This is a genomic window from Pinisolibacter aquiterrae (assembly GCF_019160155.1).
Lineage (GTDB): Bacteria > Pseudomonadota > Alphaproteobacteria > Rhizobiales > Ancalomicrobiaceae > Pinisolibacter > Pinisolibacter aquiterrae.
In genome coordinates, this window is the sequence record NZ_JAFNIH010000041.1 from 224,883 (window position 1) to 237,655 (window position 12,773).

The 12,773-nt window shown below is 71.6% G+C and carries 11 protein-coding genes and 1 tRNA gene; 6 read left to right on the forward strand and 6 right to left on the reverse strand.

Annotated features, from left to right (window positions below):
- Positions 1–8: 8 nt before the first annotated feature.
- Positions 9–710 carry a phosphate regulon transcriptional regulator PhoB gene (gene phoB / locus J3S89_RS16510; RefSeq protein ID WP_217928862.1) on the forward strand — a complete coding sequence of 234 codons (702 nt, stop codon included), beginning with the start codon at positions 9–11 and terminating at the stop codon, positions 708–710.
- Positions 711–1,169: 459 nt separating this feature from the next.
- On the opposite strand, the gene J3S89_RS16515 is transcribed toward phoB, so the two are convergent.
- Positions 1,170–1,694: a GcrA family cell cycle regulator gene (locus J3S89_RS16515; protein WP_338019812.1), complete on the reverse strand. Its 525-nt coding sequence runs from the start codon at positions 1,692–1,694 to the stop codon at positions 1,170–1,172.
- A 577-nt stretch (positions 1,695–2,271) separates the two neighbouring features.
- On the opposite strand from J3S89_RS16515, the gene J3S89_RS16520 reads away from it, so the two are divergent.
- The 3 genes from J3S89_RS16520 (at position 2,272) to J3S89_RS16530 (ending at position 5,536) form a co-directional block, all read left to right on the forward strand.
- Positions 2,272–3,468 carry an aspartate aminotransferase family protein gene (locus J3S89_RS16520; RefSeq protein ID WP_217928864.1) on the forward strand — a complete coding sequence of 399 codons (1,197 nt, stop codon included), beginning with the start codon at positions 2,272–2,274 and terminating at the stop codon, positions 3,466–3,468.
- On the forward strand, positions 3,465–4,400 hold the full coding sequence (gene argF / locus J3S89_RS16525) for an ornithine carbamoyltransferase (protein ID WP_217928865.1): 936 nt from the start codon (positions 3,465–3,467) through the stop codon (positions 4,398–4,400). The genes J3S89_RS16520 and argF overlap by 4 nt, the downstream gene beginning before the upstream one ends.
- Positions 4,401–4,546: 146 nt before the next feature.
- Complete coding sequence (locus tag J3S89_RS16530; RefSeq protein WP_217928866.1) at positions 4,547–5,536, forward strand: Hsp33 family molecular chaperone; 990 nt, start codon at positions 4,547–4,549, stop codon at positions 5,534–5,536.
- A gap of 44 nt (positions 5,537–5,580) precedes the next feature.
- Here J3S89_RS16530 and J3S89_RS16535 read toward each other — a convergent pair whose 3' ends face one another.
- The 3 genes from J3S89_RS16535 to J3S89_RS16545 all read right to left on the reverse strand — a co-directional run bounded on the left by J3S89_RS16535 (position 5,581) and on the right by J3S89_RS16545 (position 8,265).
- Positions 5,581–6,306, reverse strand: a complete 726-nt coding sequence (locus J3S89_RS16535; RefSeq protein ID WP_230489206.1) for a sulfite exporter TauE/SafE family protein — start codon at positions 6,304–6,306, stop codon at positions 5,581–5,583.
- Positions 6,307–6,681: 375 nt separating this feature from the next.
- Positions 6,682–7,341 carry an alpha/beta family hydrolase gene (locus J3S89_RS16540; protein ID WP_217928868.1) on the reverse strand — a complete coding sequence of 220 codons (660 nt, stop codon included), beginning with the start codon at positions 7,339–7,341 and terminating at the stop codon, positions 6,682–6,684.
- 21 nt (positions 7,342–7,362) lie between these two features.
- On the reverse strand, positions 7,363–8,265 hold the full coding sequence (locus J3S89_RS16545; protein ID WP_217928869.1) for a transporter substrate-binding domain-containing protein: 903 nt from the start codon (positions 8,263–8,265) through the stop codon (positions 7,363–7,365).
- 311 nt (positions 8,266–8,576) lie between these two features.
- Between J3S89_RS16545 and J3S89_RS16550 the strand changes: the two genes are divergently transcribed.
- Positions 8,577–10,193, forward strand: a complete 1,617-nt coding sequence (locus tag J3S89_RS16550; protein ID WP_217928870.1) for a glycosyltransferase — start codon at positions 8,577–8,579, stop codon at positions 10,191–10,193.
- Positions 10,173–10,247 (forward strand) — tRNA-Gly (locus J3S89_RS16555). Before J3S89_RS16550 ends, J3S89_RS16555 begins: the two co-directional genes overlap by 21 nt.
- 215 nt (positions 10,248–10,462) lie before the next feature.
- Here the strand turns inward: J3S89_RS16555 and J3S89_RS16560 are convergent.
- Entirely contained in the window at positions 10,463–10,981 is a 519-nt protein-coding gene (locus J3S89_RS16560; RefSeq protein WP_420801339.1) for a c-type cytochrome, read from the reverse strand.
- A 132-nt stretch (positions 10,982–11,113) separates the two neighbouring features.
- On the reverse strand, positions 11,114–12,652 hold the full coding sequence (locus tag J3S89_RS16565; RefSeq protein ID WP_217928873.1) for a flavin-containing monooxygenase: 1,539 nt from the start codon (positions 12,650–12,652) through the stop codon (positions 11,114–11,116).
- Positions 12,653–12,773: the final 121 nt, after the last annotated feature.

A 12,773-nucleotide genomic window follows, 5' to 3' on the forward strand; every position in this document is an offset into this window, starting at 1 on the left:
GGAGCACCATGGCTCGCGTACTGATCGTCGAGGACGAGGAGGCTCTCGGTCTCCTCCTCCGCTACAATCTGGAGAGTGAAGGTTACGAGGTGGAGGTCTGCGGTCGCGGCGACGACGCCGATACCCGGTTGCGCGAGAGCGTGCCCGACCTCCTGATCCTCGACTGGATGTTGCCGGGCCTGTCCGGCATCGAGCTGTGCCGGCGGCTGCGCACCCGGCCCGAGACCGAGCGCCTGCCGATCATCATGTTGACGGCGCGCGGCGAGGAGAGCGAGCGCATCCGCGGCCTCGCCACCGGCGCCGACGACTATGTGGTGAAGCCCTTCTCCACCGCCGAGCTGATGGCCCGCGTCCGCGCCATGCTGCGCCGGGCCCGCCCCGAGCTGGTCTCGACCCTGCTGCGCTCCGGCGACCTCGAACTCGACCGCGAGACCAAGCGCTGCCGCCGCGCCGGCCGCGAGGTCCATCTCGGCCCGACCGAATTCCGCCTGCTCGAATATCTGATGCAGTCGCCCGGCCGCGTCTTCTCGCGCGAGCAGTTGCTCGACGGCGTCTGGGGCATGGACGTCTATGTCGACGAACGCACCGTCGACGTCCACGTCGGCCGCCTGCGCAAGGCGATCAACCGCGCCCGCGAGCGCGACCCGATCCGCACCGTGCGCGGCTCCGGCTACGCCTTCGACGACCGCTTCGCCGCCGCCGGCGCCTGACGGCGGGCCCGCGTCTCGCCCCTACGGGCGCGCTCACCGCGCCCCGTTGGCCGAGCGCCCGTTCACCGAGCGCAGGTGAAGACGAATTCGTATCGAATCTTGATGAGTTCGTAGCCGTCGACGATGCGACAGGCGGCGCGATCCGTCGCGTCGAGGCGGCCGCGCGATGGCGTTCGATCGGCGGTTCGGCGGAGACGGCGCCCCGAGCGTCCCCCCTTGCACCCCGCCGATCCCGGCCGTCCGGGCGAAGCTCGGCGTGGTCACGATCGGGCCGCCGCCGGGGCCGTTGCCCGGATGTTCGAGAACCCGTCGGGTTTCGCCGGCGACCGTGACGGTCGCGACGTCCCATGAGTCATTCCATGGCGTGGGACCAGCCGTCCGGCTGCCCCGCGCAGGCGGCGAGGAGAGGGGGCATCGCAACGGTCGGACCGATCCGTCGCACCGCCTCGCCTTCCCGGATCAGGCCCGCATCGGCCGTCGATCGCGGCGACGGTCGGCGACCGGCTGATAGGCGATGCGCGCGTGATAGGCGCAATAGGGAATGCCGGTGTCGGAGCGCCGGGCGCAGAAGTGGAAGTCCTCGCTGCTGGGATCGCCGACCGGCCATTTGCAGGTCTGCTCGTTGATCTGCAGAACCGAGGCGTGCGGGATCAGCGGCTCGTCGGAGAGCGAGGTGAGGGCGGGCGCCGGCGCGGCCTGTGGACGCGCCACCGGGACCGTCTCCGCCTTGAGCGCGGTCGCGCCGAGGCTGACCGGGCCGCCTTCCGTGCGCCCGGTCGAGGTGGCGGGACGCGCCATCGGCTTCTTCGGCCGGGTGGTGGCCGGCTGCGGCGCCTTCGCCCGGCCGGAGAGGCCGAGACGGTGGACCTTGCCGATCACCGCGTTGCGCGTCACGCCGCCGAGTTCTCCGGCGATCTGACTGGCGCTGAGCCCCTCGCCCCAGAGCTTCTTGAGGAGGTCGACCCGCTCGTCGGTCCAGGAGATCATCGCTTCCCTCGCTGTCGTGGACGGTGCTCGAACCTTCCGAATCCCCTCCCGCCCGGAGGAATCCCTCCGGTGTCACTGACCTTGCGGAAAGTGGCGGTGCATGACGAGAAGTTCGGGATCGGATGATCCGTCGCACGAGATGTCGTGTTTAATGAACCGTAAACTACACTATCGGTAGACTCGCGAGCAAGGCGCCGAGGAATCGTTTCGGTGGATGAACGACCTCTTTTCCCCAGACTTGAGTCCGATCGGCAACAGGGGGTGCCGCTTCTGGAGCGCTCCGCCCTACGTAGTCTTTCGACTTCGTGGCGACACTGGGGCTCTCGCTACGGAAATTGCGACGGTTTCGGCCCGGCGCCGTTGACATTCTGCCTCGCGCGCGAGCATTATCCCCGCGAAACGCAAGGTGCCGCCGCAAGGGCGGCATCGTTCGTTTTGGGGCTGGCGCGACATTTCGCGTCGCCGGCTCCCGACCCCGACAGCAGGGTCGCCCGCGCGCCTCGTCGCGCCTCGTCGTGGTCGCCGCCGGCGTCCGGTGAGGGCACGCCGAGCGCCGGCGACCGGAGACGACGCCATGACCGAGACCGCGCTCTACCCGTCCTTTTCTCGCGCCGATCTCGCCTTCGAACGAGGCGAGGGCGTGTGGCTGACGACGGCCTCGGGCGAGCGATATCTCGACATGATGGCCGGCATCGCCGTCAACGCGCTCGGTCACTGCCATCCCCATCTCGTCGCCGCCCTGACCGAGCAGGCCGAGAAACTGTGGCACGTGTCGAACATCTTCGCCGCGCCACACCAGGAGAAACTCGCCCGGCGGCTGGTCGAAACCTCCTTCGCCGATCGGGTGTTCTTCACCAATTCCGGCGCCGAGGCGCTCGAATGCGCGATCAAGACGGCGCGTCGGCGTCAGTTCGTCGAGGGCCGCCCCGAGCGCTATCGCCTCGTCACCTTCGAGGGCGCCTTCCACGGCCGCACGCTGGCGACCATCGCCGCCGGCGGCCAGGAGAAATACATCGAGGGCTTCGGTCCCAAGGTCGAGGGCTTCGACAAGGTCGACGGCTTCGACGAGGCGAAGGTGCGGGCCGCGATCGGGCCGGAGACTGCCGGCATTCTGATCGAGCCGATCCAGGGCGAGGGCGGGGTGCGGCCGGTGCCGCCGGCCTTCCTCGCCTTCCTGCGCCGGGTCTGCGACGAGGAGGGTCTGTCGCTCGTCTTCGACGAGGTCCAGTGCGGCATGGGCCGTACCGGCCACCTCTGGGCCTATCAGGGCGTCGGCGTGACCCCGGACATTCTCGCCTCGGCCAAGGGCATCGGCGGCGGTTTCCCGCTCGGCGCCTGCCTCGCGACCGAGGCGGCGGCGGCCGGCATGACCCCCGGCACCCACGGCTCGACCTTTGGCGGCAGCCTGCTCGCCATGGCCGCCGGCAACGCCGTGCTCGACGTGATGCTGGAACCCGGCTTCCTCGAGCGCGTCCGCGAGGCCGGCCTGAAGCTGAAGCAGAAATTGGCGGCGGTGGTCGATCTCCATCCGGAGGTCTTCCAGGAGGTGCGCGGCGAGGGGCTGATGCTCGGCCTCAAGTGCCGCCGCCCGCCGGCGGCGATGGTCGCGGCGATGCGCGACCAGCATCTGCTGGTGGTCGGCGCGGGTGACGACGTGGTGCGTTTCCTCCCCGCCCTGGTGGTGAGCGACGCCGAGATCGACGAGGCCGTGGCGCGGACGGAAGCCGCCGCCCGGACCCTTCTCCAGGCCGAAAAGGAGGCCGCGGCATGACTCTCGAAACCGGCATGCGCCATTTCCTCGACCTGACCGACGTGAGCTCGGCCGATCTGCGCGCCATCCTCGACGAGGCCGCGCGCCTGAAGTCCGTCCGCAACGGCGCCTTCCGCGGCCAGGGCCCGCTCGCCGGCAAGGTCCTCGCGATGATCTTCGAGCGTCCCTCGACCCGCACCCGCGTCTCCTTCGACGTCGGCATGCGCGAGCTTGGCGGCGAGACCGTGATGCTGACCGGCGACGAGATGCAGCTCGGGCGCGGCGAGACCATCGCCGACACCGCCCGCGTCCTGTCGCGCTTCGTCGACGCGATCATGATCCGTATCCTCGACCACGGCGCCCTCACCGAGCTCGCCGAGAACGCCACCGTGCCGGTGATCAACGGCCTCACCAAGGTCTCGCATCCCTGCCAGATCATGGCCGACGTGATGACCTTCGAGGAGCATCGCGGGCCGATCGAGGGCAAGACGATCGCCTGGGTCGGCGACGACAACAACGTGCTGACCTCTTGGATCCATGCCGCCGAGCGCTTCCGCTGCAAGTTGCGCATCGCCACCCCGCCGGAACTGGCGCCCAAGACCGAGATCATGGCCTGGGCCCGCAAGCACGGCGCCTCGGTGGTGTGGACCGACGACGCCTTCGAGGCGGTGAAGGGGGCCGACTGCGTCATCACCGACACCTGGGTGTCGATGGGCGACGATGAGAGCGAGCGCCGTCACAACCTGCTGAAGCCCTATCAGGTCAACGCGAAGCTGATGGCCGCCGCCAATTCCGACGCCATCTTCATGCACTGCCTCCCCGCCCATCGCGAGGAGGAGGTGACGGCGGAGGTGATCGACGGGCCGCAGTCGGTGGTCTTCGACGAGGCCGAGAACCGTCTCCACGCGCAGAAGGGCGTTCTCGCCTGGTGCCTGGGCCGGGTCGGCGCCTGACCCAGGTCGGTGCCTGATGCCGAGGACGGGCCGCGCGCGGACCCTCTGGCGAAACCGGCCCGCGCGCCCCATATGACGACGAACCCCCGAGCCGACGGGCGCTGGCCAGCGCCGTCGGCTCTCCTCTTTCGCCGACGAGTTCTTCGATGACCGACGCCCCGCTCCCCGTCGCGCTGCCCGACAGTGTCCTGCCCTTCACCGTGCCCGCCCTCGACGTGCGCGGCCGCATGGTCCATCTCGGCCCGGCGCTCGACGCGATCCTCGGCCGCCACGCCTATCCGGCGCCGGTCGCCCGCCTCCTGGCGGAGGCGATCGCGCTCGCGACCCTGCTCGGCTCGTCGATCAAGTTCGAGGGCCGCTTCATCCTCCAGACCCGCACCGACGGGCCGGTGTCGATGCTGGTGGTCGATTTCCAGACCCCTGACGGTATCCGCGCCTATGCGAGCTTCGACGCCGCCGGCGTCGAGACGGCGATCACCGAGGGGCGCACCTCGCCGGCCGAGCTGCTCGGCCGCGGCCATCTCGCCATGACCGTCGACCAGGGACCGGACATGCAGCGCTATCAGGGCGTGGTCGTGCTCGAGGGCGAGAGCCTGGAGGAGGTCGCCCACGTCTGGTTCCAGCAGTCCGAGCAGATCCCGACCCGGGTCCGTCTCGCCGTCGCCGAGATGCTGACCAAGGGCGAGGGCGGGGCGAGCCACGCCTGGCGCGCCGGCGGCCTGATGGTGCAGTTCCTGCCGGAGAGCGAGGATCGGGTCCGCGCCCGCGACCTCCATCCCGGCGATGCGCCGGAAGGCACGGAGCCGCACGCCCCCGAGGTCGACGACGCCTGGGCCGAGGCCGAAGCGCTGGTCGGCACCGTCGAGGACGTCGAACTGACCGACCCGGAGGTCTCCGCCGAGCGCCTGCTCTATCGCCTGTTCCACGAGCGCGGCGTCCGCGTCTTCGAGCCTCTGGCCATGGTCGAGCGCTGCCGCTGCTCGCGCGAGCGCGTCGAGGCGATGCTCGGCCAGTTCACCGCCGAACAGGTCGACGACATGACCGTCGACGGCGAGATCGTCGTCACCTGCGAGTTCTGCTCGACCCATTATCGCTTCGACCCGGTCGCCGTCCGGGCGCTGCGCGACGCCGGCTGAAGGCACTCGCCTTCGGCCTGAGCAAAGAACTGGAAGGCTTGCCTTCAGCCCAGCACCAGCTTGAACCCGACCACGGTCAGCACCGCCGCCAGCACGAAGCGCAGCGCCGCCTCCGGCAGCTTCGGGCCGACGGCGGAGCCGATCACCACGCCGGGGACCGAGCCGACCAGCAGCGGCAGCAACAGGGACGGGTTCACCGACCCGATCATCCAGTGGCCGAACCCGGCGATCAGCGTCAGCGGCACCGCGTGCGCGATGTCTGAGCCGACCAGCCGGGCGATCGGCAGGCGCGGATAGAGCATCAGCAGCGCGGTGACGCCGACCGCGCCCGCCCCGACCGACGAGATCGACACCGCCACGCCGAGCGCCGCCCCCAGAGCGACGGTCGCGATGCGCCGGCCGCGCACCGTCGCCTCCGCCCGCCGCCGCTTCTCCACCAGCGCCTTCAGGCGGTGGCGGAAGAACAAGGCGAGCGACGTGGCGATCAGGGCGATCCCGAGCACGTGCGAGACCAGTCCGCCGGCGCCGCCGGTCTTGGTTTCGATCTGCGACAGGACGATCAGCGTCGCCGCCGTCGCCGGCACGCTGCCGAGCGCCAGGAGCCCGGTCACCCCCCAATCGACGGTGCGGTTGAACCCGTGCACCACCACGCCGACGCTCTTGGTCGCCGCCGCGAACAGGAGGTCGGTGCCGACCGCCGTCACGGGATGGACGCCGAACAGCAAGACCAGGATCGGCGTCATCAACGAGCCGCCGCCGACCCCGGTCATGCCGACCAGCAGTCCGACGACGAGCCCCGAAACGATGGTGGCCGGATCCAAGAGCGTGAAGATGGTCACCGAGTCCCCTGTCCGAAGGCGCGACGGCGAGGGGCCGTCGTCGTCGTTCGGGGCTCGCGTGCGACCCCCATGGTGACGAGCGCCGCCCCTCGCGACCTCGCGGTTCTCCCTCGCCCCGCCCCGACGATCGGGGCGACGGCGAACACCCGGACTATCGGCAACCCCGAACGATCCGGCAAGCATCGGCCTGCCTCCGACCCCGGCCCGCACGGGTAGGTTTTGCTCGATCCGCCGGCGAGCGTGGAACGCGGCCGGGCGGATGCGCCCCGGCGGGACCGATCGTCGCCGCCCGCCGCGCGGCGCGCCTCACGCGTCCGCGGGGCCGTCCGCGAAGCCGAGCACGAAGGCGGCGACCGCGTCGCAGGCGACGGCGATGTTGCCCTTCAGCGTCGCCGGCGAGGCGCCGCGCGGGCCGAAATCGTGGCTGCCGTCCTCGATCCAGGCGAAACGGGCGCGGGCGCCGACGTCGAGCGTCTCCACCTCGGCGCGCGACCCGAAGTCGTCGCGCTCGCCCTGGACGATCAGCGCCGGCAACAACCCGCCCTGGAGCGGCGTGAGACGGATCTCCTCCGGCCGGCCCGGCCCGTGGAACGGATAGCCGAGGCACACCACCCCGGCGACCGCCGGATCGAGCGCCTCGCAGGCGGCGATCGCCGCGACCCGGCCGCCCATCGACTTGCCGCCGATCACCAGCGGCCCGATCCGTTCGGGGGCGGCCAGCACGGTCTCGATCGCCGCGCGGAACTCCGGCACCGCGCGTTCCGCCTTGATCGGCGGGAACTTCTTTCCCGTGGTCCGGCGCTTGGCCATGTAGGCGAATTCGAATCGCGCCACCGCGACGCCGCGCGCCGCCAGTCCCTCCGCGATGCGGGTCATGAAGGGGGCGTCCATCGGCGCGCCGGCGCCGTGGGCGAGGAGGAGGGTGGCGCGGGCGTCGTCCGCGCGGGTCCACAGGAGATCGGTCATCGGGGTCTTTCGTGGTGGGGATCAGTAATAGCCGCGCGGGAACCAGCGCAGATAGAGCTCGCCGAGCCGCCCGTCGATCGCCGCCTTGCGCAGGGCGTAGTCGAGGTGGCGTTTCAGGCGCGGGTTGGACTTCGGCACGGCGACGCGCAGGCCCTCGCCGAACACCGCCGGTTCCAGCCACGGCCCCCCGGCGAAGGCGCAGCAACTGCGCGCCGCCTCGCCGTCGAGCCAGAACGAGAGGCCGATCGCGTCGCCGAAATGGACGCTGACCTTGTGGTCGCGCAGTGCGTCGCGGGCCGAGGTCTCGTCGGGATAGGCGGCGATGCGGGCCTTGCGGAAATGCTCGAGCGCATAGGCCTCGTGCGCCGAACCGGAGACGACCGAGATCCAGCGCCCGGCGAGCCCCTCCGGCGTGACGTGGGCCGTCTCGCCGGCGAGGCCGACGAAGCGGCCGGGCGTCGTCAGATAGGCGTCGGTGGTGTCGAGACGGTCGCGCAGGGCGGGGCCGACCGCGAGACCGGCCAGGATCGCGTCGCCGCGCTTGTCGGCGACGGCGGCGACGAGATCGTCGAAGGGTCGCATCTGGAGCGTGCAGGTGGCGCCGATCTCCTCGCACAGCACCCGGGCGAGATCGACGTGATAGCCGACCAGCCGCCCGCTCGCGTCGAGGAAGGAGAAGGGCGGGAAGTCGCCGGTGGTGAGGAACCGGATCGTCGAGATCTCGCCGGCCGGCTTCTGCGGTCGATTGGCGGGATCCCAGAACGAGGGACGGAACGGCTCGGCCGCCGCCGGGGGCGGCGCGGGCGCCGGGTCTTCCGCCCGCGCGCCGATCGATCCGGCGAAGACCGCGAGGGCGAGGGAGAGGGCGAGACCCGTCGCGCGTGGAATTCCGGAAGCGACAGGCGGGCGCGAAGATGCAATCATGACGCGTCTCGGGTTGTGACATCGTGGCGACGAAGACGGGTTCGAACGCGCGGTCTGAACTCTAGGCGACGGGGGCGCGGGGAGAAAGCACCATTCGATCGGGGGCCCATCGAGGATCGGACGAGATCGAGGCCGACGGCGCCGAGCCGGCGCCGGCGCCGGCGTCGCGCCCGTCCTCTCGCGAGAGCGTCCATTGGCAGGCCGTCGCCGAGGATCTCGGCGTCGGACGTCTCGCGCGGATCGCGGTCGAGCCGGCCGCCGAGACCGAGCCGCCGCCACCGCCGGCCGCCTTCTCGCGCGCCGAGGCCCTGATGCTCGGGGCGCCGGGCGAGACGACCCTGGTGATGGCGCCGCCGCCCGACCGCCGGGGCGCGGTCGCGGACTTCCTGCGTCTCAATCCGGGCGAACGCCCTCGCCTCGCGGTGGCGACGCCGCGCGAGATCCGCCGCGCCCTGATCGAGCGATGGGCGCCGGCCCTGACGCGGCGCGCGGTGCGTGCCGTTCTCGACCGCGATCCCGGGCAGTCGGCAGCCAGCGCCCCGGCGCCGGGCCAATTGCTCGCGCTCGGGGTCGCCGTCGCCGTCTGGGGGCTCGCCCTGTGGGGGGCGGTGTCGCCGATCGTCATGGCCTGGACCTGCGCCTTTCTGATGATCGGCCTGTTTCGCATGTTGGTCGCCGACGCCCGCCCGCCGGTCGCGCCGAGCCCGGTCGACGACGCCGACCTGCCGCGTTACGCGGTGCTGGTTCCCGTCTTTCGCGAGGTGGAGGTGATCGCGCCCCTCGTCGCCGCCCTGAGCGCGCTCGACTATCCGCCGGACCGGCTCGAGATCCGGCTGGTGGTGGAGGCCGACGACGGCCCGACCCGCGCCGCCGCCGAGGCGGCCACCCTCGACACGCCGCTCGACATCGTCGTCGTGCCGCCGTCGCTGCCGCGCACCAAGCCCAAGGCGCTCAACTTCGCCCTCGCCACCGTCGATGCCGAATTCGTCACCGTCTATGACGCCGAGGATCGCCCGGATCCCGACCAGTTGCGGCTCGCCGTCGCCGCCTTCCGCGCCGGACCGCCGGAATTGGCCGTGGTCCAGGCGGCGCTGGTGATCGATCACGACGCCCGGGCGCGGCCCTGGTTGGTGCGCCAGTTCGAGATCGAATACGCGATGCTGTTCCGCGGGCTCCTGCCCTGGCTCGCCGAGCGCCGCCTGTTCCTGCCGCTCGGCGGCACCTCGAATCACTTCCGCCGCTCGGTCCTCGACGTGATCGGCGGCTGGGATCCCCACAACGTCACCGAGGACGCCGACATCGCCGTGCGCATCGTGCGCGCCGGATGGCACGCCGGCGTCGTCGCCTCGGCGACGCGGGAGGAGGCGCCGATCGACCTGCGCGCCTGGCTTGCGCAGCGGACCCGCTGGATGAAGGGGTGGATGCAGACCTGGCTCGCCCACATGCGCTCGCCCTTGCGCCTGCACCGCGAACTGGGCCTCGCCGGGGCGCTCGCCTTCCACCTCGTCTTCGCCGGCCAGCTCCTCTCGGCGATCACCTTCGCGCCGAGCCTGTTGCTGCTCTCGCTGCAGATCGGCGGCTTCGTGCCGCTCTTCGTCGGCGAGACCATCGACGGCGACGTGGTGGCGCTCTCCGCCCTGGTCGCCTTCTCCTCGGGCCTCCTCGGCGCCTTCATCCTGGCGATGAAGGTGTCGGAGCGCTCGCCCCGGCGTTTCCGCCTCGCCGACGTATTGTCGATGCCACTCTATTGGTGCGCCGTCTCGCTGGCGACCTATACGGCCGCGATCGAACTGATCCACGCGCCGAGCCGGTGGAACAAGACCCGCCACGGCCGCGCCGTCCGCGAAGGCGATGCGAGACCCCCTTGCACCACGCCCCCCGGCGAGGGTATGAGGAAGCACGCTCGAGCGGGTGTAGTTCAGAGGTAGAACGTCAGCTTCCCAAGCTGAATGTCGTGGGTTCGATTCCCATCGCCCGCTCCAATCCATCCCATTGACCTCGTGGCCATTCTTCGCGTGTCGACGCGCGCGCCGAAGGCCGTGCCCATGTCGACGACGCGTCGACGGCGGTGATCACCGCCGCTGAGGCCGGTCCACGGCATCCCTGGAACCCCTCCCGAGGGGGCGCCGGGAGGGGTTCCCGCTCCTTTTTGGAGCGTCGGACGCTCACGAGGGGGAGGGGCCAGGGGGCGGCTCGCTCACCGCGCGGTCTTCCTGAGCGTCGCGAGAACCTCGCCGGGCACCTGCGTGAGGACGAGCGAGGTCGGGGTCTCGCTCGGTCCGAAGGGGCCCGGCACGGCGTTGTGGACCGGCGGCAGGCTCCTCAGATAGGCCACGATCGCCCGGGCATCCGTCTTCGTCAGTTTCGAGAGGGCCGGCCACGGCATCGCGGGGGCGAGATGGCGCCCGTCCGGACGCGTGCCCTTCGTGATCGCCGCGACGATCTCGTCGTCGGTCCAGGTCCCGAGCCCGGTCTCGCGATCGGGCGTGAGGTTGCGGCCGACGAAGACCCCGAGACCCGGGACGTCGAAACCGACGTCGGAGCCGGCGAGGAACCGGGCTCCGTCCGGCTTGCCCTGGAGCGCGCCGGGCGTATGGCAGTCGGAGCAGCCGGAGATGGTCACGAGATAGCGCCCGCGATCGACCGGCGATTCGGCGCCGTGGACCCGCAGCGCGCCCCAGAAGGACGCCGCGACCAGGACGGGGACGAAGAACAGTTTGGACATGTCGAATTTCCTCGAGAGTTTGCGATGTCGAAGACCGCCGGCCGAAGCGGCGGCGGAAGGGATCGGCAGGGCGGTGGCCGCAGGCGGATCGCCCCTCGGCCGCGCCGTCCGGCCGGCGCGATCTCAGGCGGCGGTGGCCGTGCGATCGCCGAGGAGGAGATCGCGCAGCGCCGCCTCCTCGCTCGTGTAGGTGTTGCCGCCGTCCCGGCCGAAGGCGTGTCCCGCCTCGGCGGTGCGGACGGCGGCGTCGGCGCGGGCATCGGGGCCGACGAGGCGGAAACTCGCCGGCGCGAGCGGGCCGAATAGCAGGGTCCGCTCCAGATCCGGCCAATCGCGCGGATCCGGTTCGACCCCGGCCCGGCGGGCGAAGAGAACCGCCGGACCATGCATCGGCGGCGACCCCATCGCCCGCGCGGCCCGCCCCCGGGCGAGCCCCTCGCGCATCTCGGCGTCGCCCGGCGCCGGTCGAAGTCCCGCGAACGTGTAGGCGACCCAGCGGGCCTGGAGCTCCAGCACCGGCAGATAGGGGCCGACGAGATCGTAGAGGCCGACGAAGGCGAGCCCCGGGAGATCCGGATGGAACGTATGGTCGGCGAGATCGATTTCGCCCTGGTCGAGGCCGAGCGTGCGGGCGACGTCCTCGGCGAGGAACGGCACCGACAGGCGATAGCCCGTGCCGAACAGGAGGGCGTCGGTCTCGACCGTGCCACCGTCGGTGAAGCGAACGGCGCGCCCGTCCACCGACGCGATCCAAGGCCGGGTTTCGATGCGGCCTTCGGCGACGGCGGCCAGGAAGTGCTGCGACTGCGCGATGCCGGCGGCGAAGACGTCGGGGTCCGCCGAGCCCGCCCCGTAGGGGGCCGGGTCGCCGCCGGCCCGCACGACCGCCGCCTTCAGTCCCGCCGCCCGCGCGGCCGGGGGCAGGCGTTCGCCCGCCAGCATCGCGGCGCGGTTGAACATCAGGTGCTCGGTCGGCAACCCGGCGTTCAGCTTCGGCAACACCCAACGTTGCCGGCGCCGGCTCACGATCACCCGGCCGGCACCGCCGAGGGCGAGGGCGGAGGCGATCTCGAGGGCGCTGATCGAGCATCCGGCGACCACGACGGTCGCGCCGCGATACGCCTGCTCACCGTCGTAGGCGGCGGCATGGGCGACGCCGAGCCGCCCGGCGAAGGTCTCGAGGCCCGGGATCTGCGGCACCGAGGGCACGCGATGGCGGCCGTTGGCGACGATCACCCGCGCGAAGACCTCGCGCCGCGATCCGCCGTCCCCGGCCGAGGTGACGAGCCAGCCGTCCGGGTGGCGTTCGAGGCCTTCGACGCGCGCGCGGAACCGGATGCGCGGGGTGATCCCCATGGCATCGGCATAACGGCCGAGATAGGCGAACATCTGCTCGCGCGTCGGATAGGTGGCGGTTCCCTGGGGATGATCGAGGTCGGCGAAGGCGGTCATGACGCGGCTGGTGTTGGTGCGCATGCCGGGCCAGGTGGCGCTGCCCGGAGCGGCGCCGTTCCACTGCCCGCCGACGGCGGCGGCGGCCTCGAAGACGACGGGCTCCAGGCCCCGGCGCAGGAGATGGGCGGCCGAGGCGAGACCGGCCGGGCCGGCGCCGACGACGGCGACGGCCGTCTTCGGATGGGTGACGATTTCGATGGAGGACATGACGGGCTCCCCGTGAGACGATGGAGCCTTCTGATAGGCCGGGTGCCGGCGCGGGCCTTCCTAAATGAAGCCTAAGCGCGGGCCGGCGATGCTAAGACCTTCCTAAGCGGCGGGCCTGAGC

What these genes read in the sequence shown, in the direction of transcription:
- phoB (WP_217928862.1), top strand. Translation starts at nt 9, where the DNA reads ATGGCTCGCGTACTGATCGTCGAGGACGAGGAGGCTCTCGGTCTCCTC.
- J3S89_RS16520 (WP_217928864.1), top strand. Translation starts at nt 2,272, where the DNA reads ATGACCGAGACCGCGCTCTACCCGTCCTTTTCTCGCGCCGATCTCGCC.
- argF (WP_217928865.1), top strand. Translation starts at nt 3,465, where the DNA reads ATGACTCTCGAAACCGGCATGCGCCATTTCCTCGACCTGACCGACGTG.
- J3S89_RS16530 (WP_217928866.1), top strand. Translation starts at nt 4,547, where the DNA reads ATGACCGACGCCCCGCTCCCCGTCGCGCTGCCCGACAGTGTCCTGCCC.
- J3S89_RS16535 (WP_230489206.1), bottom strand. Translation starts at nt 6,306, where the DNA reads ATGACCGGGGTCGGCGGCGGCTCGTTGATGACGCCGATCCTGGTCTTG.
- J3S89_RS16540 (WP_217928868.1), bottom strand. Translation starts at nt 7,341, where the DNA reads ATGACCGATCTCCTGTGGACCCGCGCGGACGACGCCCGCGCCACCCTC.
- J3S89_RS16545 (WP_217928869.1), bottom strand. Translation starts at nt 8,265, where the DNA reads ATGATTGCATCTTCGCGCCCGCCTGTCGCTTCCGGAATTCCACGCGCG.
- J3S89_RS16550 (WP_217928870.1), top strand. Translation starts at nt 8,577, where the DNA reads ATGCTCGGGGCGCCGGGCGAGACGACCCTGGTGATGGCGCCGCCGCCC.
- J3S89_RS16565 (WP_217928873.1), bottom strand. Translation starts at nt 12,652, where the DNA reads ATGTCCTCCATCGAAATCGTCACCCATCCGAAGACGGCCGTCGCCGTC.